This window comes from Georgenia sp. Z1344, from assembly GCF_057652375.1.
Genome location: NZ_CM172728.1, coordinates 405,168 through 426,428, shown reverse-complemented (window position 1 = coordinate 426,428; position 21,261 = coordinate 405,168). Strand labels below are relative to the sequence as shown.

Below are 21,261 nucleotides of genomic sequence, written 5' to 3'. Positions count from 1 at the left end.
CGAGCACCGACTCGGTGCGCGCCGGCTCGCTGCCCGCCGACGCGACACGCCGCCCGAGCGTCGTCGTCCTCGACTACGGCTCCGGGAACGTGCGCTCCGCCGTGCGCGCGCTCGAGCGCGCCGGCGCGGACGTCACCCTCACCGCCGAGCCCGCCCTGGTCGAGGCGGCGGACGGCGTCGTCGTCCCCGGCGTCGGTGCGTTCGCCGCGGTCATGGAGCAGCTCCGCGCCGTCGACGCGCCGCGGCTCATCGACCGCCGCCTCGCGGGCGGGCGCCCGGTCCTCGGCATCTGCGTCGGGCTCCAGGTCCTGTTCGACTCGGGCACCGAGCACGGCGTCCGCGCCGACGGCCTGGGCCAGTGGCCCGGCGAGGTCACCCGCCTGCCCGCCGAGGTCGTGCCGCACATGGGCTGGGCGACCGTCACGCCGCCCGCCGGCAGCCGCCTGTTCGCCGGCGTCGAGCACGAGCGCTTCTACTTCGTCCACTCCTACGGGGTGCTGACCGATCCGGCCGCCGAGTTCACCGACGGCCGCACCACCCCGCCCCAGGTCACCTGGTCCGAGCACGGCGCCCCCTTCGTGGCCGCCGTCGAGAACGGGCCGCTCACCGCCACCCAGTTCCACCCCGAGAAGTCCGGCGACGCCGGCGCGCACCTCCTGCGCACCTGGGTGGCCGATCTCGGAGGATCCGCATGACCGCGCCCGACCCGACTGCCGCCGCCGCAGCCCACGACGCTCCGACCGCTGCTGCCCCCGGGGATGCCTCGGTCCCAGCCGCCGCAGCCCCCACCGCCGCCGCAGCCCCCACCGCCGCCGCCAGCGGTGGCGACGCACCCCCGCTCGTCCTGCTGCCCGCCGTCGACGTCGTCGACGGCCGCGCCGTCCGCCTCGTCCAGGGCGAGGCCGGCTCGGAGACCGAGTACGGCGAGCCCGCCGAGGTCGCCGCCCGCTTCGCCGCCGACGGCGCCACGTGGATCCACCTCGTCGACCTCGACGCCGCCTTCGGCCGCGGCTCCAACCACGAGCTGCTCGCCCGCATCGCCGGCGAGCTCGGCATCTCGGTCGAGCTCTCGGGCGGCATCCGCGACGACGCCTCGCTCGCCCGCGCCCTCGACGCGGGCGCGACCCGCGTCAACCTCGGCACCGCCGCGCTCGAGCAGCCGGAGTGGACGAGCAGGGTGATTGCGGAGCACGGGGACCGGATCGCCGTCGGGCTCGACGTCCGTGGCACCACGCTCGCCGCGCGCGGCTGGACCGAGGACGGCGGCGACCTGTGGGACGTTTTGGCCCGCCTCGAGGCCGACGGCTGCGCGCGCTACGTGCTCACCGACGTGACGAAGGACGGCACCCTGCAGGGCCCCAACCTCGAGCTGCTCGCCGAGGTCGCCGCGCGGACGTCCGCGCCCGTCGTCGCCTCCGGCGGGATCTCGAGCCTCGCCGACCTCGCCGCCCTGCGCGAGCTCGTCCCGGCCGGGATCGAGGGGGCGATCGTCGGCAAGGCCCTGTACGCCGGCGCGTTCACGCTGCCCGAGGCGCTCGACGTGGCGGGACGCGCATGAGCGAGCTCGTCCCCGGCTCCGGCCGCCGGCCCTCCGAGCTCTCCGACTCCGCCGGCCAGCCGTGGGCCGGGCGGATGCTCAAGGCCAACCCGTTCGCCGGCGACGACGGCTCGGTCACCGAGTCGATGGCCGCCGCCCTCGCGCAGACGGACCCGGCGCGGCGCCTGCTCGACGTCGTCGCCGAGCTGCGCACCGGCCGCGTCCTCGTGCCCGTCGTCGCACACTCGCACCCCGGCACCGAGGACGGAGAGGTCGCGCGGCACGAGAAGCAGATCTCCGGCGACGCCCAGGCCGACGCCGTGGCCTCCGCCGCCTCCGTCACCGTGGCCACGCCGGACGGGCGAGCCGCCCTGCCGGCCTTCTCGAGCTACGACGCCATGCGGGCCTGGGACCCGAGCGCCCGGCCGGTGCCGGTCGAGGGCACGCGCGCCGCCGCGTCGGCCACGCAGACCGAGGACCAGATCCTCGTCGTCGACCCCGGCTCGGAGCGGCCGGTGCTCGTGGGCCGGCCGGCGGTCGGAGCCGTCGCGGCGGGGGAGGAGTGGGTGCCGCCGTGGGAGGACGAGGACCTCCCGACGGCGGTGACCTCCGCCCTGCGCGGGTCGTCGAACATCCTCGGGGTCCGGCTCGAGGCCGGCGTGCGCGCCGAGCTGCGGGTGGTCCTCGCGGTGCGGCCGGGGTTCGACCGGGCGGGCCTCGAGGCCGAGCTCGCGCGCGTCTCGGAGCGCCTCGGCGAGCTCGAGGAGCTGCGCCACCGGGTCGACTCCCTCGAGCTGTACCCGGCGCTCGTCGCGGACGATCAGACCGGCTGACAAGGGCGCGGTTCGTCGTCGTCGGGCATGTGTCCCCGCCGAGACGCACGGCACGTGCGTGACCTCTGGGAGCCGACGCCGCCGCCTGGTAACATGGATGGCTGACCGGCCGGTCGCGTCCGCGTGACCGGCGAGCAAGCGGAGAGATCCCACCTTGGCGCCCCTGGGGCACCGGGTATCTGGTCGGGCGAGGCGGACCGTCTCGTCCATGTGCGCTCCGGCGTACGCCCAGGCCTCCGCGCTCTTGCGTCGGAGGCCTTTGTCATGGCTCCCGGCGGTCGGTCGGCGATATTCCCGACGGAGCAAGGAGCTCAGCATCAGCGAGACCCGTATCAACGACCGTATCCGCGTCCCCGAGGTTCGACTCGTGGGCCCTGGCGGAGAGCAGGTCGGCGTCGTCCGCGTGGAGGACGCCCTTCGGCTTGCCCAGGAGGCGGACCTCGACCTCGTCGAGGTGGCCCCCGACGCGCGACCGCCGGTCGCGAAGCTCATGGACTACGGCAAGTTCAAGTACGAGTCGGACGTGAAGGCCCGTGACGCCCGCCGCAAGCAGGCGAACACGATGCTCAAGGAGATCCGCTTCCGCCTGAAGATCGACGCGCACGACTACGAGACCAAGAAGGGTCACGTCGTGCGGTTCCTCGAGGGCGGCGACAAGGTCAAGGTCATGATCATGTTCCGCGGCCGCGAGCAGTCGCGCCCGGAGATGGGTATCCGTCTGCTGCAGCGCCTCGCGGACGACGTCGCGGACCTGGGGTCCGTCGAGTCCGCGCCGCGCCAGGACGGCCGCAACATGACCATGGTCATCGGGCCGTACAAGAAGAAGTCCGAGGCGCACACCGAGCAGCTGAAGAAGCGTGCCGCCGAGAAGGAGGCCCGCAAGGCGTCCTCCGAGGAGCACAAGGACGAGAAGAAGCAGGCCGACGCCGCGAAGCCCGCGGCCCAGGCGCCCGTCGCCGCGCCCGACGCGCCCGTCATCGAGGCGCCCGTCTTCGCCAAGGCGCCGCCGTCGGAGCGCACGTCCGCCCCGGCGCGCCCCGCGTCCTCCGGCGCCCCGCGCACGTCGGGCTCGTCGTCGGGCCCCTCGCGTCCGTCCTCGGGGTCGTCGCGGCCCGCGAGCTCTGGTCGTCCGGCGTCGTCCGGCCCGTCGCGTCCCGCGTCCTCGGGTGCGTCGCGTCCGTCGAGCTCGGGTGCGCCGCGTCCGGCGTCGTCCGGGTCCGCCCGTCCGGCGTCGTCCGGCTCGGGGGCCCCGCGGCCCGCGTCGTCGGGGAGCGGTTCGCCGCGTCCGTCGGGCTCGGGTGCGCCGCGTCCGGCGTCGTCGGGCTCCGGTTCGCCCCGGCCGTCGGGCTCGGGCTCCGGCTCCGGCTCGTCCGCGGGGTCGGCGCGTCCGGCCGCCTCGGGCACGCCGTCGCCGGCGCGGTCGACCACATCCTCCGGCGGCGCCACGCCGTCGGCACCCAAGCCTGCAGCCACGCCGGCCACCGCCGCCAAGCCGGCTGCTGCACCGAAGCCGGGAGCGCCGAAGCCGTCGGCGACGCCCCGGCCCGCCGCCCCCAAGCCGGGAGCCCCCAAGGCCTCGGCCTAGCGGCCAGCAAGGAACGTCCGACGGCCGACAGGTCACGAACGCAGACGTCGCGCGAGGGCGCGACCGAGAGGGAAGCATGCCGAAGAACAAGACGCACTCCGGTGCCAAGAAGCGGTTCCGGGTCACCGGCTCCGGGAAGATCATGCACGAGCGCACGCGCAAGGTGCACAAGTTCGCCGAGCGGTCGCGCCGGCAGGTCCGTCGTCTGTCCAACGACGGCGAGATCACCGGCGGCGACGCCAAGAACGTCAAGAAGATGCTCGGCCTGTAAGGCCTGAGCAGAGGTTGAGGAGCACCTGACATGGCACGTGTGAAGAGGGCGGTCAACGCCCACAAGAAGCGCCGTTCGACGCTCGAGAAGGCGTCGGGCTACCGCGGGCAGCGCTCGCGTCTCTACCGCAAGGCGAAGGAGCAGGTCCTCCACTCGGAGACCTACGCCTTCCGCGACCGCAAGGCTCGCAAGGGCGACTTCCGTCGTCTGTGGATCCAGCGCATCAACGCCGCGGTCCGCGCCGACGGCCTGACCTACAACCGGTTCATCCAGGGCCTCAAGGCCGCCGAGGTCGAGGTCGACCGCCGCATGCTCGCCGAGCTCGCGGTCTCCGACCCGGCCGCCTTCTCGGCCCTCGTCGAGGTGGCGAAGAAGGCCCTGCCGACCGACGTCAACGCGCCGGCGGCCTGACCTGGCCCCGGACCGTGCGGGTCGCTCCGAGCGCCCGGACGCACCGCTGACCAACCCCCGCTCCGAGCGGGTGCGGAGGGTGGCGGCGCTGTCCGGGCGCTCGGCGCGTTCCAGGCACGGCCAGTTCCTCGTCGAGGGACCGCAGGCCGTGCGCGAGCTCATGCGCTTCGCGCCCGAGCGGGTCCGGGACGTCTACGTCGCCGAGGACGCCGCGCTTCAGCATCACGACGTCGTCGAGGCCGCGCTCGAGGCCGGGGTCTACCTGCACGAGGCGACCGCCGAGGTCGTGCGCGCGATGAGCCCGGACGCGCAGGGCGTGCTCGCGGTGGCGAACATCGAGCGCACCGGGCGTCGTGCCGGTGCCGGGGCGGCCGCCGGGGCTGCCCGCCGGGGCGGTGGAGACTCCGGTCACGAGGCCTCCTCGGTCGGGAGTGCCGGTCACGACGACACCCCCTCCCCGACGCCGGACCTCGCCTCCGTGGTCGCGTCCGGTCCGAGATTGGTCGCCCTTCTCGTCGCCGCCGGCGACCCCGGAAACGCCGGGACGGTCATCCGCTCCGCCGACGCCGCAGGGGCCGACGCCGTGCTCATGGGCACGGGCAGCGTCGAGGTCACCAATCCCAAGGTCGTCCGCGCGACGGCCGGCTCGCTGTTCCACCTGCCCGTCGTCGGCGGGGTGGAGGTCGAGGCCGCCGTGTCCGAGCTGCGCGCCGCGGGGATGCAGGTCCTCGCCGCCGACGGCGCCGGCGACTGGGATCTCGACGAGCTCGCCGACCGCGCGCTGGCCCAGGCGCACGGGCTGCAGCTCTCGGTCGAGGGCGAGCTCGCAGCGACCGACCTGCTCGCCCCTGACCTGGCAGCACCGACCGTCTGGCTCGTCGGCAACGAGGCGCACGGTCTGACGGCGGCTCAGCGTTCGCTCGCGGACGCGGTCGTGCGCGTGCCCGTCCACGGCGCCGCCGAGTCGCTCAATCTCGCCACCGCCGCCGCGCTGTGCCTCTACGCCAGCGCCCGGGCCCAGCGCCGCGAGGTCTGAGGGCGCGGGGTCTAAGAGGGCACGTGGTATGCGGGCACGGGGTCTGACGGCACGGGGTCTAAGAGGGCACGTGGTCTGAGGACACGGGGTCTAAGAGGGCACGTGGTCTGAGCCGGCAGGTCATACGAGCGGGGGCGTGACTCCGACGTCGTAGACGAGATGCCGGCCCGGGCGCGTCCGACATGTGTGCGTCCGACGTGTGTGCGTCCGGTCCTTGCATGCACGGCCCGTGCGGGGCTGGTCGGTGTGCGTCGCCCCCTCGGGTGCGCCGACGTCGTCGAACTCGCCCGTGGCGTCAGGGCGTGGGACTCCGCCCAGGGTGCGGTCACCCGCGTCCACCGCGTCCAGCTCGACCCGGACCCCCTCGGTCGGTCGGTGCTCGGCGCGCCGCCCGCCCGGCATGAGGTGAGTGACCTCGACCCCGCGCACGAGCACGAGGTGGTCGGCGAGCAGACGGCGATGGCAGCGCCACCAGACGGACTCGCTGCACATGACGGCGACAGTGGCCTCGTCGGCGATCGTGAGGAGCTCGTCGACGACGTCGAGGAACTCCGGAGTCTCCATGTGGTCCGCGTAGGCGCGGAACGACTCGTGCCGCAGCGCCACGTGCCGGCTGCCCGGCACCGGGCGTCGCCGCCCGCCAAGAGGCTTCGCCCACCGGTACTCGATCCCGCCGTTCGGCACCCATCGCTCCATCTCGCCCTGACCGAACTGCGGGTTGCGACGGCTACCGGGAAACGAGCGTATGTCGATGAGGCGTGCGACGCCGGCGCCGTTCAACAGCTCGAGCAGCTCCTCGGCCTCCTGGCGGCCGTGCCCGACGGTCAGCACCGTGGTCATCCTGTCAGCGTAGGCACGGTGGTGGTGCGGGCGCCCGTCGAGTCAGGCGCCCCGCTCCCGTTCGACGGTGTGGCGGAACCCGATCCGGCGCCGCATGCGCGCGCCCCCGGCATCGCCCGGTCGACGACGGCGTGCAGCTCGTCGAAGGACATCGTCGGGTCCTTCACCAGGTGCTCGGGCGACGATGCCTCGCGACGTGCCGACGCGCGCCGCGAGCTCCACGACGAGGCACCCCCGGCCGCACCCGACGCCGAGTGCCCGCGCGGGGGTGCGGGGGATGCGGCGCACGATCCACGGGTGGAAGTGGTCGTTGTGGCTCCGCGGGTGGCGATCGTTGAAGGTGACGAGGCAGCTTCTGACGCGTCGCAGCGCGGGGGCAGTCAAGCGCCCGACGTCGAGCAGTCGACCCGGGCTCATCGCTGCCGCGCCACGCGTGCCTCGTCCCACACGGGCTCGGAGGTCTCCCGCACCGTGCCGTCCGATCCGAGCACGAGGAACCGGTCGAAGCTCCGGGCGAACCACCGGTCGTGGGTGACCGCCACGACGGTGCCCTCGAACGCGGCGAGCGCCTCCTGCAGCGCCTCGGCGGAGTGGAGGTCGAGGTTGTCGGTCGGCTCGTCGAGCAGGAGGAGCGTTGCGCCGGACAGCTCGAGCAGGAGGATCTGGAAGCGCGCCTGCTGTCCGCCGGACAACGAGTCGAAGGTCTGCTCGGCCGACCTGGCGAGGCCGTATCGGTCGAGTGCGCGGGCGGCGAGGTCTCGCGGGCGCCCGACCCGGTGCTCGTCGCCACGGTGGAGGATCTCAACGAGTGTGCGGCCGTGCAGTGCCGGCTGCTCGTGCGTCTGGGCGAACCAGCCCGGTCGGACACGCGAGCCCAGCCGTGCGACGCCCGTGTGGGGGACCGACGGCACCACGGTGTCCCCGACGGGTAGGTGCTCCTTCTCCGGGGTGGTCCCGCCGCCGGCGAGGAGGCGGAGCAGGTGCGACTTCCCCGACCCGTTCGAACCGAGGACGGCCACGCGCTCCCCGAACCAGATCTCGGCGTCGAAGGGGTCCATCAGTCGGCGACCGCCGGTGGCGTCTCCGGGATCGAGCAAGGTGAGGCCCTCGGCGACGATCGCGCGCTTGGCCGTGCGCCCGCCGACGAGTCGCATCCGCACGTCCTGCTCGATCGAGACCTTCTCCGGTGGGCCGGCCTTCTCGAACCGCTCGAGGCGCGTGACGGCGGCCGAGTAACGGGACGACATGTCCGAGTTGTATGCCGCCTTCTGCTTGTACATCTGGACGAGTCGCTTGAGCTTGAGCCGTTCCTCCTCCCACCGCTTGAGCTGCTCGGCGAGGTCGGCGTTCCGTGCCTCACGCGCGTCGTGCCAGGTGGCGAACGACGCCGGGTGTGTCCACGCGACCGCCCCGGCGGCGCCCGGCTCCAGCGTGACGACGGCGGTGGTGGTCGCCGAGAGCAGCTCACGGTCGTGGCTGACGAGGAGGACCGACTTCGACGACGCGCGCAGGCGCTCCTCGAGCCAGATCTTGGCGGGGACGTCGAGGAAGTTGTCCGGCTCGTCGAGGACGAGGATGTCGGCCGGGCCGGCCAGCATCGCCTCGAGGACCAGTCGCTTCTGCTCGCCGCCGGAGAGGGTCGAGGCGTCACGCCAGCGGGCGCGCTCGAACGGGAGCCCGAGGGCGTCGGTGCACACGGCGTCCCAGACGGTGGTCTCGAACTCGTAGCCGCCGGCGTCGCCCCAGTCGGACAGTGCCTGGGCATACGCCATCTGGGCGGGTTCGTCGTCGACCTCCATGACGGCGAGCTCGGCGGCATCAAGTGCCTCGGAGGCCTGTCGGATCCGTTCCGGTGCCACGCCGAGCAGCAGGTCCCGGACGGTCGCCTCCCCGCCGGTCCGGCCGACGAGCTGGCTCATGTGCGCGATGGCTCCCTGCCGCGTGATCGCGCCGTCCTGCATGTCGAGGTCGCCGGTGATGAGTCGGACGAGGGTGGTCTTGCCGGTGCCGTTCGGCCCGACGAGAGCGACCCGCGCACCGTCCCCGACGCCGAAGCTCACCTCGTCGAGCAGCGGCCGCCCGTCCGGGAGCGCGTACGTGATGCCGGAGACGTCCAGGTGGGCCATGCGTCGATCATCGGCCAGGCTGCTCGGTCGGCGCGAGGGGATTGCCGGTGCCGCCGCTGGCACGGCTGCCGTAGTCGTTCTCACGCTCGCCGGCGTCGCTGAACCCGCTCGCGAGGCTCGAGACGGTCCTCTGCGCCTTGAGCAGTCGACCGTTGCGGTCGTAGAAGCGCCACTCGCCGTCGTCGCGCACGATGGAGACGGTGTTCGCATGCACCCAGTCATGGTGGTGCCAGCACAGGAGGATTCCGTGCTCGACGCTCGTGGGGCCGTTGTCCCGGGCCCATTGGAGCGAGTGGTGGATCTCCCCGAAGCCCGGTGGTTCGTCGCAGCCCGGGAACTGACAATGTCGGTCGCGGGCATGGATGGCCCGCACCATGTGGGCGGGGAAGATCCGTTGTTCCCGGCCGACGTCGAGCACCGTCGAGTCGGGCCCGAAGATCACCCGGGACAGCGAGCTCTCGCAGGTGAGCCGGGACAGCAGCGCCGGCGGGATCGGGGTGCCGTCCTCGAGCGTGGCCGGAGCGACCCCGGCCATCGCACGGGGGTCGATCGCGGTCGAGATCACGTGGGCGTCGCCCGGGCTCCAGGCCTGCAGCCACTCCCGGGCGTCATCGGAGAGCTCGAACAGCGGCTCGTCGGTACCTGCCTCGCGCGGGCCTCCGAGCCGACGCAGCGCTGCGAGATCGGAGTGGGGCGGGAAGAACGCGCTCGATCCGACGTCCGGACCGTCGATCGGCCTGTCGTCCGCAGATGCCTCGTCGACCGGTGGCACCACCGAGCCGGTCGCTGCCGCGAGAGCACGCAGCGTCTCGATCTCGACGGTGACGGTCACGTGCGGCCGGACCCGGGCGTGGGCGCCCTGCAGCCCGACGTCGAGGGACTGGTGCGCGAGGGAGACGAGGGCGGCGGCCCGGCGCTGTGCCGGCGTGCGGGTGTCCTCGGCACTCTTCGTCCCCATGTGGGCGTCCAGTGCCTCGTGGACGACGCGGCCCGACAGCTCGTCGAGCCACCCGGCAACGTGGTAGCCGTCGAGGGTGGGAGCGATCGTCAGCTCCTCCTTGGTCTCCGCCTCGCGCCACGCCTCGTCGGCTGCCTCGGGGTCGGCCATCATGGCCCACGTCCGCACGACCTTGCTGAACTCGTCGGCGGTCATCAACTGCGCCTGCGCGACGAGGAACTCCTCGCCGAGCTCCTCGTCCAGGAGCTGCTTCTTGAGGTTCGAGGTCCGCAGGGCCTCGCGGACGAGGATGTTGACGTGCTCGATGCCGATGAGGCCCTTGCCGAGCGCCGTATGGGTGTGCGGCAGGTGCTCACGCAGCGCTCGCGAACGAGTGACCTGTCTCCCGGCGGCACCCGACGTCGTTCCCGTGGTGTGCCGTACGAAGGCCTTGAAGGTGCGCCATCCCTCGATCGCCCACAGTCCGTTCGCCTCGGCCGCGGTGAGGACGCCGGCCTTGGCGGAGGCGATCTGGCGCTCCGCCATCTCGATCAGCCGGTGAGCCTCGTGCACGGTCGATCCGGTCTGCGCATGCCAGTTCGTCTCGACGGCTCGGTCGAACTCCGCGACGACCGCCCGCAGCGACTCGACCGGGTCCCGGTACTCGGCGTCGTCGCCCGAGCCGTTCGCACCCTTCGGACCAGCCGATTCGCTCGCACTGTCCGCCCCGGGCCACCAGAAGTGGGGTTCAGCGGAGTCGACCATCTCGTCGTAGCAGGGGAAGTGCGGGTGCAGCTCCGCGTACTCGTGCTCGCCGTCCAGGCCAAGCTCAGAGGTGAACCACTCGTCGAGGTCGACATCGCTGAGAGGCTGCGCCTCGAGGTTGTCCGCGGACATCGGGTCCTCGGCCGCCCAGTCCCGGGACGGCTGGCGCTCCCACCAGTCGTCGAGATTGGCCATGAGGGTACGGGCATCGAATTCCCGTGCACCGAGTGCAGAGAGCACCATCGCAGTCACCTCCTCGACCTGATGAGACCACTCTACTCGAACAGGTGTTCGAGTGCAAGGGGTGTGAGCCGGCAATCCGTTCGACGGCAGTTGAGTGCGGAGAGCCCACGCGGGTCGCGCGAGTGGATCGGGAGGAGAGCCCGCGTGGGCGCGTGGGTGGATCGTGAGGAGGGCCCGCGTGGGCGCGTGGGTGGTTCGGGAAGGCGTCCGCGCGGGCTGTGCGGGGGAGGTGGAAGGCAACCGCTCGGGGCGCGCGGGTGGGCCCCGGAGTGCCTCCGCGCTGGTCGTGCGGGTGGGCCGCGGCACCGCGACCTCAGCGGTCGGCGTTGAAGTTCCTGCTGTACGTATCCCGGATCGACTCCCAGCCGTAGCCGAGGGCGTCCGCACCGACGACGCGATCGACGTCGTGCCCCGAAAGAAGTGCGGAGAGCGTGCTGAGGCAGATCGCCCAGCCGGCCGCCATCATCGCGGCCTCCTGCGGGTCGGCGACAGACTGCCGGAGCTCGATGTTCGACTCCGTGTCCGTGATGTGCCGGACCCACCAACGCACCGTCGACGGGCCCCAGCGCAGCTCGATCAGCCTGCGGCTCGGATCGACCACGAGGACCTCGGCGTCGACGGGATCGTCGCCCGGGTTCTCGCGCACGGTTGCGGGGCCCGGAAAGTCGAGCACGCGGTCGGGCACCATCGGCGACCAGCGTGCGAGCAGCGCGGGCTCGACGAACCAGCGCCAGGCCTCGTCGGCGCCGCCGTCGACGTCCCAGCCCGTGTCGAGCCACCGGGTCCCGGACGGGTCCTGCGTGAGTGAGGCGTAGAACTCGTAGCGGTTGAGCTGGTCGACGACAGCGCGCTGGAGGGCTCCGCCGTCGGTCGTGCCGTCAGCCATGCACGTATCCCTCGAGGTGGTCGCGTTCGGCCTGAAGCTCGTCGAGGCGGTTCTTGACGACGTCCCCGATGGACACGATGGCCACCATCTTCTCCTCGTCGACGACGGGCAGGTGTCGCACGCGGTGCTCCGTCATCGTCCGGGCGAGGGATTCGAGCTCGTCCTTGGGTCCGCATGTGACGACCTCGCGGACCATGATGTCGCTGACGAGCCGCGAGGTGGCGCCGTCCTCCCGGACCAGGGGCAGGAGGTCGCGCTCGGCGACGATCCCGTCGACGTGGCCGTCGGAGTCCGAGACGACGACCGCGCCGATGCGGTGCTGCTCGAGCAGGTCGAGGAGCTCCCCGACGGTGGCGTCGGAGCGGATGGTGACGACCTCGTGTCCCTTGCGGCGGACCACCTCGTCGATACGCATGTCGCGATGCTAGTCCTCGATATGGCGTGGGTCACGGGTGAGCTTGTTGGGGCGTGCTGAGGGGGCGTCGTCGGGGTTGTGGTTGGGCGCCGTGTTCGTGGTCGAGAGTGCGGTTCAGTGCGCCGTCATCCGTCGGGGTTGTGGTTCGTCGTCGTCGAGAGTGCTGCTGGGTGGGTGAGTCAGCAGTGGTTGTGGATGGCGCATTCGGGGACGAGGCGGACTTCTCGGGTGCGGACCTCGAAGGGGTCGGTGCGGGTGGTGATGGGGATGGTGCCGGGGATGGGTTGCCAGTCGGTCTCGCCCTGGACGAGGAACTCGGCGGTCCATTCGGTGGTGAGGGTGACGTGGATGGCGTCGTAGCCCTGGGTGTAGGGGTGGGAGATGGTGTGGTTCGGGTAGGGGGCGCCGGGGCCGGTGGTGGTGAAGGGTTCGGTGCCGTCGTTGGGGTCCCAGGTGTGTTCTGTGGGGGTGAAGCGGACGAAGACCTGGGTGCCGAGGATCTCGGTGGTGGCGATGTGTTCGCGGGCGGTGGTCCAGAGCAGGACGGGCATCTGGGCGAGCTGCCACCGGCCGTCCATCATCGCTTCGCCGGGTTCGACCAGCAGGTCGACGGCTTCCTGGTAGCTGACGGTGATGACGACGGGTGCTGCGGCCTGGACCGGCGGTGGGGGAGCCCCGGGAGTAGCTGGCGTGGCGGTGGGCGTGGTGGGTTGGGGTCTGCCGCGGTTGCAGAAGAGGTTGTCGTCGAGAATGATCTCGGCGGCGCCTTGTCGGCGGTATTCCGAGGTGCAGTCCAGGCGGGGGCCGTGGATGAGTGCGCGCCAGGTGCCGGTGTTGGCCCCGGCGTCGATACCGAGAATGGGGTTGTCGGCCCGTGTGCCTGTCGGGGTAGGCGCGGGCCGGTGATCGTCGATGAGTGGGTTGGCGTTCGGATCTATATCGGTGCACGTGCCAGTGCCCGTGATGTTTGACCCGACTTCGGTGTTGCCAACGTCCACTCTGGCGTTGGAGGAACTGCCTGCGCCGACTCCTGCGCAGGGGTTGGCGAATGCGTGGTGAGGAACAGCAAATGGCACCAGGCTCAGTATCGCGATGGCGATGATCGCCCTAGTGATTCCAGATCTCATTGGTTTGCTTCCTCATCGCCATACCAGGTGCTGAGGCCGGAAACGGTCCACCGGTTACCGTCCCACGATGTGTCCACGAAGTAGGTCACGGATTGTGCTGCGAACTCGCCGATGAGTTCGCCATGATGGTCGGCCTCGGTTCCCGCTTCATGGAGCCCTTGGACTGCCACACTCCAGGTTGATGGATCGGTTTCAGATTGGCCCGCAAGTGAGTCGTACAGAACAAACGACTCGCTATCGATGTAGATGCCTTCCCGGACATTCGTGCGAATCTGGTCAGTGGCATCACGGCAGGTGCCGCAATCTGGAGATGCAATCTCCTCGAGCTCAGCGACATTGCCGGTGACGGACGCGTAGTCGAGTAGTTCAACCACGTACTCCGCCGTCGCGACTGCCCCTGCTTCGCCGTCTTCACTCATCTCGGGCGGCTGCTCGGGAGCGGGCCGGCCGCGCCGCTCGAGCTCCCACTCGGTGAAGTCGATGTCGTCGGTCGAGACCTCCGACGGCGACTCCTCGCCACCGCTCGGCGCCTCGGTCGGGGACTCGCCGCCGTTCGACCCGCCGTCCGACCCGGTCTCCGACCCGCCCTCGGAGCCCGTCTCGGACGTCCCGCTCTCCGACGTCGGCTCGCTCGTGGGCCCGTCACCACCTGTCCCGGGCCCGGTGCTGCTCTCGTCGTCGTCCCCGTCGCCGCACGCGGCGAGCCCGAGTGCTGCGATGAGCACCCCCGTCGACCACGCCGCTGCGCGACGCCCCCCTGATCGCGTCATGTCCGAGACGCTAGCGGGTCAACGCCCCACACCCACCTGACTTCACGAAATCTGTGGATAGATGGACAGCACGGCGCAATGTGGACTCGCGTGAGCGGCCGATCGGCGAGTGGGCATGGACTGCTGGGCCCGGAGGGGGCCCGGACCGCGGGGCCCGGAGGGGGCATGGACTGCCGGGCCCGTACGCTCGCCCCATGACCGACGAGCACGCGGAGACCACGCCCGGCACCCCCAACACCCGCGACGCCGACCACCCCACCACCCCCGCGATCGAGGCCGTCCGCGCCTCAGGCATCGCGCACGAGGTCACGCGTCACGGCCGGGTCTCGTCGCTCGAGGAGGCGGCGGCCGCGCGCGGCGTCGAGCCCCGCGACCTCGTGAAGTCGATGGTCGTCCGCATCGACGACGAGCACTACGTCTTCGCCCTCGTCCCCGGCGACCGCCAGATCTCGTGGCCCAAGCTCCGCGCGCTCCTCGGCGTCTCCCGCCTCTCCATGCCCGACGCCGACCGCGCCCGCGAGGTCACCGGCTACGAGCGCGGCACCATCACGCCCTTCGGCTCGACCACCGCCTGGCCCGTCTACGTCGACGAGTCCGTCGCCGGCCGCCGGATCTCGATCGGCGGGGGAGCGCCCGGGGTCGGGATCACTGCGCAGGCCGACGACGTCGTCTCCGCCGTGGGCGCCACCCTCGCCGACATCTCGGAGTAGCGGTGGCGCCGGGGTGCCACACGATCACCCCGCACGACGACGAACGGCGGACGCGACGAGGGGCCGGCAGTCTCCCTGCCGGCCCCTCGTCCTGCTGTCACCCGCGCGACGGCGCGACCGCACGTGACCCCGCGCCGCCACGACCGCACGTGACACCGCGCGGCCACGCCACCGCGTCGTTCGTCGTCGTGCGCGGTTCTTCCGCCCCGCCACGTCCCGCCGGCACCTTCCGGCAATGGCCTACTTCCCGGGAGCCGCCTTGACCTCGGGCTTCCCGCCGGACACGTGCGTGCGGGGGAAGCGGGCCTCGGGCGGCGCGTCGCCGACGATGATGTTGTGCCCGCCGCGCCACGTGAGGTAGCGCGAGCCGAGGTTGACCATCGTGGCCACGCGGTTGCGCTGGCCGAGCAGCGAGATGAGGTGCACGCCCGTCCAGATCGTCCACGCGGGGAACCCGGTGAGGTTGGGCAGGCCGCGTACCTCGGCGACCGCGGAGCTGCGGCCGATCGTCGCGAGGATCCCCTGGTCGTCGTACTGGAAGGGCAGCGCCCGGCGCGCGGGACGGTGGTCGCGCGCGGCACCGGTCTCCTCGGCGATGACGGCGCCCACGTACTCGCCGCCCTGGATCGCGGGCTGCGCGAGCTGGGGGAGGCCGGCCGGGCTCACGGCGGCGTCGCCCACGGCGTAGATGTCCTCGACGCCGACGACCTTGAGGTACTCGTCCGTCTCGAACCGGCCGCCCTTGCCCTGCGGCAGGCCCCAGTCGCCGACCTGCTTGTAGGCCGTCACACCGCCCGCCCAGATGACGACCATCGCCGGCAGGAAGGTGCCGTCGGCGAGCTCGACGCCGTCCGACCGCACCTCCTTGACGCCGCTGCCGAGCCGCAGGTCCACGCCGCGCTCGCGCAGGGCCTCCGCGGTGTACCGCTGGCTGTGCTCGGAGAACGGCATGAGCAGGTTCGGCGCCATGTCGACCAGCGTCACGTGCATCCGCGACTTGTCGATGTCCGGGTAGGCGATGGGGAAGTCCTTGTTGCGCAGCTCCGCGAGCGCGCCGGCCGTCTCGACGCCGGTCGCGCCACCTCCGACGACGACGACGCGCACGTCGCCCGGGTCCGGGTGCTGAGCGGCGGCCTCGAGGCGCGCGAAGAGGGTGTCACGCAGGCGGATCGCCTGGCTGCGCGTGTAGAGGGGGTAGGCGAGCTCGTCGGCGCCGGGCGTGCCGAAGAAGTTCGCGGTCACGCCGACGGCGAGGACCAGCCGGTCGTAGCGCATCCGCCGACCGTCGGCGAGCTGCACGCGGTGCGCGTCGGCGTCGACCCCCGTGATCTCCCCGCGCACGACGCGCAGGTTCTTCTGCTTCCCGCGCGCCGAGCGGAGGAAGTAGGAGATGTCGCCGGGGTTCAGCGTCGCCGTGGCCACCTGGTAGAGCAGCGGCTGGAACGTGTTGTAGAGGTTCTTGTCGACGAGCGTGACGTCGACCTCCGCGTTCTTGAGCGCGCGGGCGGCGGCGAGTCCGCCGAAGCCGCCGCCGACGATGACGACGTGCTCGCGCACGCCACGGCGGTTGGGGCTGGGCTCGAGCCGCTTGAGGCCAGGGACGTCGGACTCGGTCGAATCGGTCATGTCTCAACCGTAGAACTGCCGTGGCGATCACGGCGAGTGGGAATGGCCACCAACCGCAGTCTCGGCGGACGGGGGCGGGGCGCGACGCCGACCTCGGTAGGATCGGGCACCGTGCCCACCGACGACCCGCAGCCCCTGAGCCCGCTCGACGAGGCCGGCGTCTCCGCCGCCGTCACCGCCGCGACCGAGGCGTTCGCGGCGGCCACGTCGCTCGAGGACCTCAAGGCGGCGCGACTCGCGCACGTCGGGGACGCCTCGCCGATCTCGGGCGCCAACCAGCAGATCCGCCACCTCGACAAGGCGGACAAGCCGGCCGCCGGCAAGATTCTTGGCCAGGCCAAGGGCCGCATCCAGCAGGCGCTCGCCGCCCGCGAGGCCGAGCTCAAGGCCGCCGAGGCCGAGCGCGTCCTGCGCGAGGAGACCGTCGACGTCACCGTCCGGCGCCCGCGCGCGACCGGCGCCCGCCACCCGCTGACCGGGCTCATCGACGACGTCTCCGACCACTTCTCCTCGCTCGGCTGGCGGATCGCCGAGGGCCCCGAGCTCGAGCACGAGTGGTTCAACTTCGACGCCCTCAACTTCGGGGTCGACCACCCGGCGCGGCAGATGCAGGACACGTTCTACGTCGGCGAGGTCACCGACCCGTCCGGCGCCGCGATCGAGGGCGCCGCCGAGGGCCTCGTCATGCGCACCCACACCTCGCCGGTCCAGGCCCGCGAGCTCCTCGACGGCGAGCCCCCGATCTACATCGCCTGCCCCGGCAAGGTCTTCCGCACCGACGCCCTCGACGCCACGCACACCCCGGTGTTCCACCAGGTCGAGGGCCTCGCCGTCGACGAGGGCCTGACGATGGCGCACCTCAAGGGCACGCTCGACCACTTCGCCCGCGCGATGTTCGGCCCCGAGGCCCGCACGCGCCTGCGCCCGAGCTTCTTCCCGTTCACTGAGCCCAGCGCCGAGATGGACCTGTGGTTCCCGCAGAAGAAGGGCGGCGCCGGCTGGATCGAGTGGGGCGGCTGCGGGATGGTCAACCCCGCCGTGCTCCGCGCGGTCGGCATCGACCCGGACCGCTACACGGGCTTCGCGTTCGGCGTCGGCGTCGAGCGCGCGCTCATGCTGCGCCACGGCATCGCGGACATGCACGACATCGTCGAGGGCGACGTCCGCTTCACCCAGCAGTTCGGCACCACCGGAAGGGGCAACTGACATGCCGTACGTCCCGATCACCTGGCTCGCCGAGCACACGGTCGTCCCCGCCGGCACCACCGCCGAGCGCCTCGCCGAGGACCTCGTCCGCGTCGGACTGGAGGAGGAGGGGATCGCGCCGGCGCCGGTGACGGGTCCCCTCGTCGTCGGGCGCGTGCTCTCCCGCGAGGAGGAGACGCACGGCAACGGCAAGACGATCGGCTACTGCCGCGTGGACGTGGGCGAGCTCAACGACGCCCCCGGCACCGGCGCCGAGCCCGCCGACGTCCCGTCCCGCGGCATCGTCTGCGGCGCGCCGAACGTCTACGCCGGCCAGCTCGTCGTCGTCGCGCTCCCGGGCGCCGTCCTGCCGGGCGACTTCCGGATCTCGCCGCGAACGACCTACGGCCACACCTCCGACGGCATGATCTGCTCCGCCGCCGAGCTCGGCCTGTCCGACGAGCACGACGGGATCATCGACCTGTCCGACCTGCTCGGCGCCGACGCGGCCGGCGCCCTCGAGCTCGGCTCCGACCTCACCGGCGTCCTCGGCCTCGGCGAGGAGATCCTCGAGATCAACGTGACCCCGGACCGCGGGTACTGCTTCTCGATGCGCGGCGTCGCCCGCGAGTACCACCACTCGACGGGCGCGGCCTTCACCGACCCCGGCCTGCCCGAGAACCTGCCCGGCGGCGCGATCCCCGCGGCCACGCCCGGTGCCTTCGGGGTCGAGATCGTCGACGAGAACCCCATCCACGGCGTGCCCGGCGCCGACCGGTTCGTCACCCGCGTGGTCCGCGGCATCGACCCCGCGCGCCCCACCCCGCCGTGGCTCGCCGCCCGCCTCCGCGCGGCCGGGATGCGCCCGATCTCGCTGACCGTCGACGTCACCAACTACGTCATGCTCGACCTCGGCCAGCCGATCCACGCCTACGACCTCGCGCGGGTGGCGGCCCCGATCGTCGTGCGTCGCGCCCGGTCGGGGGAGCGTCTCACCACCCTCGACGACGTCGAACGAACGCTCCACCCCGAGGACCTGCTCATCACGGACTCGCCGGTGGGCGCGGGCGAGGCGGGTGCGAGTGGGCCGAGTGCGAGTGCGCCGGCCGGTGACGGTGACGCGGCCGGGGAGACCGGTGGCCGTGGCTCCCGGGTGCTCGGCCTCGCCGGCGTCATGGGCGGGCAGTCGACCGAGGTGTCCGCGTCGACGACCGACGTGCTCGTCGAGGCCGCCCACTTCGACCAGATCTCCGTGGCCCGCACCGCGCGCCGCCACCGACTCCCGTCCGAGGCCGCCAAGCGGTTCGAGCGAGGCGTCGACCCGCTGCTCGCGCCGGTGGCCGCGCAGCGCGTCGTCGACCTGCTCGTCGAGCTCGGCGGCGGCACGGCGGACGAGGTGATGGTCGGCGACGTCGGCGAGCCCGCCCTGCCCGGCGCGATCGCGTTCGACCCCGCCGAGGCCCGCCGGCTCGTGGGTGTCGACTACTCACGTGAGCGCGTCGTCGAGCTGCTCACCGCGATCGGCTGCACGGTCGGCGACACATCTGCCGAGAGTGCGGTTCAGGGCGCGGGCGGCCCGGCCGAATCCGCCGAGACTGCGGTTGGTGCAGACGGCATGACCGATTCCGTCGAGACTGCGGTTGGTGCAGACGGCGCGGCCGGCGCCGGGCGGTCCGGCACGCTTGACGTGACGCCGCCGTCGTGGCGCCCCGACCTCGTCGGCCCCGCCCACCTCGTCGAGGAGATCGCCCGCCTCGACGGCTACGACGCGATCCCGTCGATCCTGCCGTCCTCCCCGCAGGGCGGCGGACTCACCCGGGCGCAGGTGCGGCGTCGGGACGTCTCGCGCACCCTCGCCGAGGCCGGCCTCACCGAGGTGCTCACCTACCCGTTCATCGGCGACGTCCACGACCGCCTCGGGTACGCGCCCGACGACGAACGGCGCGCCGTCGTCCGCCTGAGCAACCCGCTCGCCGACGACTCCGGTGCGCTGCGCACGTCGATCCTCGACACGCTGCTCGAGGCGGCCCGCCGGAACGTCTCGCGCGCCTCCGGGGCGCTCGCCCTGCTCGAGACCGGGGTCGTCACGCGGCCCGCGGGCGTCGTGGCGGCGATCACCCCGAGCGCCGCGCAGCGCCCGTCCGACGCCGAGCTGTCCGCCCTGGCCGTCGCCGTCCCTGCCCAGCCGCGCCACGTGGCCGGCGTGCTCGGCGGCGTCCAGGTGCCCGCCGGTCCGCTCACCCCCGGGCGCTCCGCCGACTGGGCCGACGCGATCGAGCTCGCTCGCACCGCCGCCGCGGTCGTCGGCGTCGAGGTGCGGGTCGAGGCGGAGGCGATCGCCCCGTTCCACCCGGGCCGCAGCGCGCGCGTCGTGGGCGTGGGCGTCGCGGACGGTGAGGACGCCGTGCTCGGGCACGCCGGCGAGCTGCACCCGGACGTCGTCGCGGCGTTCGGCCTGCCCGCCCGCACGGCCGCGTTCGAGCTCGACCTCGACCTGCTCACGGCCGCCCCGACCGAGCCCGTGCAGGTGCGCGCGGTGTCGACGTTCCCGTCGGCGAAGGAGGACTTTGCGTTCGTCGTCGACTCGGAGGTTCCGGCCGCCGACGTCGTGTCCGCCGTGGGCGCGGCCGCCGGCGAGCTCGCCGAGGAGGTCCGCCTCTTCGACGTGTACGCGGGCGACCAGGTGGGCGAGGGGCGCGTGAGCTACGCGGTGGCCGTGCGGCTGCGCGCGCCGGACCGCACACTCACGGCCGAGGACATCGCGGGCGTGCGCGAGCGGATCGTCGCCGGGGTGGGCGAGCGCTTCGGGGCGACCCTCCGCGCCTGACGACCCCGGCCGACGCCCCGCACCTCCGCCCTTTCGTCGAGACTGCGGTTCGTCGTCGTCGAGATTGCGGTTGGTGAGTCCCTGACCCGTCAGGTGAAGAGCCGGAAGATCGGGTCCGTCACGTTGTCGACGAGGTCGTCCGCGCGGGCCTGCCAGTGCTCCGGTACCCACGCCTCGTAGGCGGGCCCGAGGATCGGCCCCACCCACGGGAGCGACTCGACGAGCACGGTCGAGTCCTCCTCGGTGGACGCCAGGTCGATCGCCGTGAGGGGGATGCCGAGGACCGGCACGGCCTTCCCCACCTTGCCCCACCCGCGCTGCTTGTTCCGCGCGTCCTCGGCCTCGCGGTCGTGCCCCTGGGCCTCGACCTCGTCGGCGTCGTAACGCGCGCGGTCCCACCGCTCGAGGCCGAGGTCGTGCGTCCGGTGACGAGCGGTCTTGGCCTTGTCCTCCCAGTCCGCCGCGTGCCGTCCGTGCCGCTCGACCTGCTGGTCGACGTAGTCCGCGAGCGCGTCTGAGGCCTTGCTGTTGCCCAGCCGCTCGACCTCGACGAGCTCGTCCAGACCGGTCGCCTCGTTCATCTCGGTGAGGACCGGGGCGAGCTGGTAGTCGATGAAGTCGAGGTACTCGACCATCTCGCCGTCGACCGCCTCGGCCAGCCGGTCGTACTCGCCGACCTTGAACTCCTCGGCCGCACGGGCCCCCATCTGGACGCCGTACTCGGCCAGCGTGTACGTCGGGTCGAGCGGGTTCCAGGCGGGGACCGCTCGTGGCGCGGGCGGCGGGTGGATGAGGAAGCCCGCCACCTCGAGCCCGATCGTCGACGCGTAGCCCCGGTAGGTCTCCATCGTCCCCTGGATGAGGCGCATCTTGGTGTTGTAGACGCGGACCTCGGTCTCGGCCTCGTTGGTGCGGTTGTAGGACTCGGTGATCACCTCCCGCAGGGCCTCGGCGTACAAGGCGTAGGCGGCGCCGGCATCGCCGTGGAAGCTCTCGTAGGCGCGGGTGACGTTGAGGTCGAGATCGACGAAGGCCTGCTCCAAGGACTGGTAGGCCTTGCGGAGCCAGTCGGCGACGTCGAGGACCTGGTCGGGGTCGCCCGGGACCTCGGTGTTGATCGCGTCGGCCATG

19 protein-coding genes are annotated in these 21,261 nt (G+C 72.5%); 10 read left to right on the top strand and 9 right to left on the bottom strand.

Annotated features, from left to right (window positions below):
- The first annotated feature begins 14 nt into the window (after nucleotides 1-14).
- From hisH to AC24FB_RS01875, 7 genes are all read left to right on the top strand, one after another.
- Entirely contained in the window at nucleotides 15-695 is a 681-nt protein-coding gene (hisH, locus tag AC24FB_RS01905; protein ID WP_425713192.1) for an imidazole glycerol phosphate synthase subunit HisH, read from the top strand.
- Nucleotides 692-1,558 carry a bifunctional 1-(5-phosphoribosyl)-5-((5-phosphoribosylamino)methylideneamino)imidazole-4-carboxamide isomerase/phosphoribosylanthranilate isomerase PriA gene (priA, locus tag AC24FB_RS01900; RefSeq protein ID WP_425713070.1) on the top strand — a complete coding sequence of 289 codons (867 nt, stop codon included), beginning with the start codon at nucleotides 692-694 and terminating at the stop codon, nucleotides 1,556-1,558. The genes hisH and priA overlap by 4 nt, the downstream gene beginning before the upstream one ends.
- The gene (locus tag AC24FB_RS01895; protein ID WP_425713071.1) at nucleotides 1,555-2,370 is read left to right on the top strand and encodes an SseB family protein; all 816 of its coding nucleotides are present in this window, start codon (nucleotides 1,555-1,557) and stop codon (nucleotides 2,368-2,370) included. The genes priA and AC24FB_RS01895 overlap by 4 nt, the downstream gene beginning before the upstream one ends.
- Nucleotides 2,371-2,737: 367 nt before the next feature.
- On the top strand, nucleotides 2,738-3,955 hold the full coding sequence (infC, locus tag AC24FB_RS01890) for a translation initiation factor IF-3 (RefSeq protein ID WP_425713072.1): 1,218 nt from the start codon (nucleotides 2,738-2,740) through the stop codon (nucleotides 3,953-3,955).
- A gap of 76 nt (nucleotides 3,956-4,031) precedes the next feature.
- Complete coding sequence (rpmI, locus tag AC24FB_RS01885; RefSeq protein WP_425708670.1) at nucleotides 4,032-4,226, top strand: 50S ribosomal protein L35; 195 nt, start codon at nucleotides 4,032-4,034, stop codon at nucleotides 4,224-4,226.
- Between the two features lie 30 nt (nucleotides 4,227-4,256).
- The gene (gene rplT / locus AC24FB_RS01880; protein WP_425713073.1) at nucleotides 4,257-4,637 is read left to right on the top strand and encodes a 50S ribosomal protein L20; all 381 of its coding nucleotides are present in this window, start codon (nucleotides 4,257-4,259) and stop codon (nucleotides 4,635-4,637) included.
- A gap of 79 nt (nucleotides 4,638-4,716) precedes the next feature.
- Nucleotides 4,717-5,673, top strand: coding sequence for a TrmH family RNA methyltransferase (locus tag AC24FB_RS01875; RefSeq protein ID WP_487560785.1), 957 nt, complete (start codon nucleotides 4,717-4,719; stop codon nucleotides 5,671-5,673).
- A 120-nt stretch (nucleotides 5,674-5,793) separates the two neighbouring features.
- On the opposite strand, the gene AC24FB_RS01870 is transcribed toward AC24FB_RS01875, so the two are convergent.
- From AC24FB_RS01870 to AC24FB_RS01840, 7 genes are all read right to left on the bottom strand, one after another.
- Complete coding sequence (locus AC24FB_RS01870; RefSeq protein ID WP_425713074.1) at nucleotides 5,794-6,513, bottom strand: DUF488 domain-containing protein; 720 nt, start codon at nucleotides 6,511-6,513, stop codon at nucleotides 5,794-5,796.
- 413 nt (nucleotides 6,514-6,926) lie between these two features.
- On the bottom strand, nucleotides 6,927-8,639 hold the full coding sequence (locus AC24FB_RS01865; protein ID WP_425713075.1) for an ABC-F family ATP-binding cassette domain-containing protein: 1,713 nt from the start codon (nucleotides 8,637-8,639) through the stop codon (nucleotides 6,927-6,929).
- Between the two features lie 7 nt (nucleotides 8,640-8,646).
- Entirely contained in the window at nucleotides 8,647-10,536 is a 1,890-nt protein-coding gene (locus AC24FB_RS01860; protein WP_425713076.1) for an HNH endonuclease signature motif containing protein, read from the bottom strand.
- A 361-nt stretch (nucleotides 10,537-10,897) separates the two neighbouring features.
- Nucleotides 10,898-11,470 (bottom strand): SRPBCC domain-containing protein, encoded by a 573-nt coding sequence (locus AC24FB_RS01855; protein WP_425713077.1) that lies wholly within the window; start codon nucleotides 11,468-11,470, stop codon nucleotides 10,898-10,900.
- Nucleotides 11,463-11,885: a CBS domain-containing protein gene (locus AC24FB_RS01850; protein ID WP_425713078.1), complete on the bottom strand. Its 423-nt coding sequence runs from the start codon at nucleotides 11,883-11,885 to the stop codon at nucleotides 11,463-11,465. The genes AC24FB_RS01855 and AC24FB_RS01850 overlap by 8 nt, the downstream gene beginning before the upstream one ends.
- Before the next feature lie 179 nt (nucleotides 11,886-12,064).
- Nucleotides 12,065-13,012 (bottom strand): hypothetical protein, encoded by a 948-nt coding sequence (locus AC24FB_RS01845; RefSeq protein ID WP_425713079.1) that lies wholly within the window; start codon nucleotides 13,010-13,012, stop codon nucleotides 12,065-12,067.
- Nucleotides 13,009-13,737 (bottom strand): DUF6318 family protein, encoded by a 729-nt coding sequence (locus tag AC24FB_RS01840; RefSeq protein WP_425713080.1) that lies wholly within the window; start codon nucleotides 13,735-13,737, stop codon nucleotides 13,009-13,011. Before AC24FB_RS01840 ends, AC24FB_RS01845 begins: the two co-directional genes overlap by 4 nt.
- 239 nt (nucleotides 13,738-13,976) lie before the next feature.
- On the opposite strand from AC24FB_RS01840, the gene AC24FB_RS01835 reads away from it, so the two are divergent.
- Nucleotides 13,977-14,492 carry an aminoacyl-tRNA deacylase gene (locus tag AC24FB_RS01835; protein ID WP_425713081.1) on the top strand — a complete coding sequence of 172 codons (516 nt, stop codon included), beginning with the start codon at nucleotides 13,977-13,979 and terminating at the stop codon, nucleotides 14,490-14,492.
- A 240-nt stretch (nucleotides 14,493-14,732) separates the two neighbouring features.
- Here AC24FB_RS01835 and AC24FB_RS01830 read toward each other — a convergent pair whose 3' ends face one another.
- Complete coding sequence (locus tag AC24FB_RS01830) at nucleotides 14,733-16,118, bottom strand: NAD(P)/FAD-dependent oxidoreductase (RefSeq protein WP_425713082.1); 1,386 nt, start codon at nucleotides 16,116-16,118, stop codon at nucleotides 14,733-14,735.
- Between the two features lie 111 nt (nucleotides 16,119-16,229).
- Between AC24FB_RS01830 and pheS the strand changes: the two genes are divergently transcribed.
- Nucleotides 16,230-17,324: a phenylalanine--tRNA ligase subunit alpha gene (gene pheS / locus AC24FB_RS01825; protein ID WP_425713083.1), complete on the top strand. Its 1,095-nt coding sequence runs from the start codon at nucleotides 16,230-16,232 to the stop codon at nucleotides 17,322-17,324.
- Nucleotide 17,325: 1 nt separating this feature from the next.
- Nucleotides 17,326-20,130: a phenylalanine--tRNA ligase subunit beta gene (locus AC24FB_RS01820; protein ID WP_425713084.1), complete on the top strand. Its 2,805-nt coding sequence runs from the start codon at nucleotides 17,326-17,328 to the stop codon at nucleotides 20,128-20,130.
- An 89-nt stretch (nucleotides 20,131-20,219) separates the two neighbouring features.
- Here AC24FB_RS01820 and AC24FB_RS01815 read toward each other — a convergent pair whose 3' ends face one another.
- A complete protein-coding gene (locus AC24FB_RS01815; RefSeq protein WP_425713085.1) occupies nucleotides 20,220-21,260 on the bottom strand; it encodes a hypothetical protein in 1,041 nt (346 codons plus the stop codon).
- Between the last annotated feature and the right edge of the window lies 1 nt (nucleotide 21,261).

Coding starts and splice junctions, on each gene's coding strand:
- priA (WP_425713070.1), top strand. CDS start 692: ATGACCGCGCCCGACCCGACTGCCGCCGCCGCAGCCCACGACGCTCCG.
- AC24FB_RS01895 (WP_425713071.1), top strand. CDS start 1,555: ATGAGCGAGCTCGTCCCCGGCTCCGGCCGCCGGCCCTCCGAGCTCTCC.
- rpmI (WP_425708670.1), top strand. CDS start 4,032: ATGCCGAAGAACAAGACGCACTCCGGTGCCAAGAAGCGGTTCCGGGTC.
- rplT (WP_425713073.1), top strand. CDS start 4,257: ATGGCACGTGTGAAGAGGGCGGTCAACGCCCACAAGAAGCGCCGTTCG.
- AC24FB_RS01870 (WP_425713074.1), bottom strand. CDS start 6,513: ATGACCACGGTGCTGACCGTCGGGCACGGCCGCCAGGAGGCCGAGGAG.
- AC24FB_RS01865 (WP_425713075.1), bottom strand. CDS start 8,639: ATGGCCCACCTGGACGTCTCCGGCATCACGTACGCGCTCCCGGACGGG.
- AC24FB_RS01860 (WP_425713076.1), bottom strand. CDS start 10,536: ATGGCCAATCTCGACGACTGGTGGGAGCGCCAGCCGTCCCGGGACTGG.
- AC24FB_RS01855 (WP_425713077.1), bottom strand. CDS start 11,470: ATGGCTGACGGCACGACCGACGGCGGAGCCCTCCAGCGCGCTGTCGTC.
- AC24FB_RS01850 (WP_425713078.1), bottom strand. CDS start 11,885: ATGCGTATCGACGAGGTGGTCCGCCGCAAGGGACACGAGGTCGTCACC.
- AC24FB_RS01845 (WP_425713079.1), bottom strand. CDS start 13,012: ATGAGATCTGGAATCACTAGGGCGATCATCGCCATCGCGATACTGAGC.
- AC24FB_RS01835 (WP_425713081.1), top strand. CDS start 13,977: ATGACCGACGAGCACGCGGAGACCACGCCCGGCACCCCCAACACCCGC.
- AC24FB_RS01830 (WP_425713082.1), bottom strand. CDS start 16,118: ATGACCGATTCGACCGAGTCCGACGTCCCTGGCCTCAAGCGGCTCGAG.
- AC24FB_RS01820 (WP_425713084.1), top strand. CDS start 17,326: ATGCCGTACGTCCCGATCACCTGGCTCGCCGAGCACACGGTCGTCCCC.
- AC24FB_RS01815 (WP_425713085.1), bottom strand. CDS start 21,260: ATGGCCGACGCGATCAACACCGAGGTCCCGGGCGACCCCGACCAGGTC.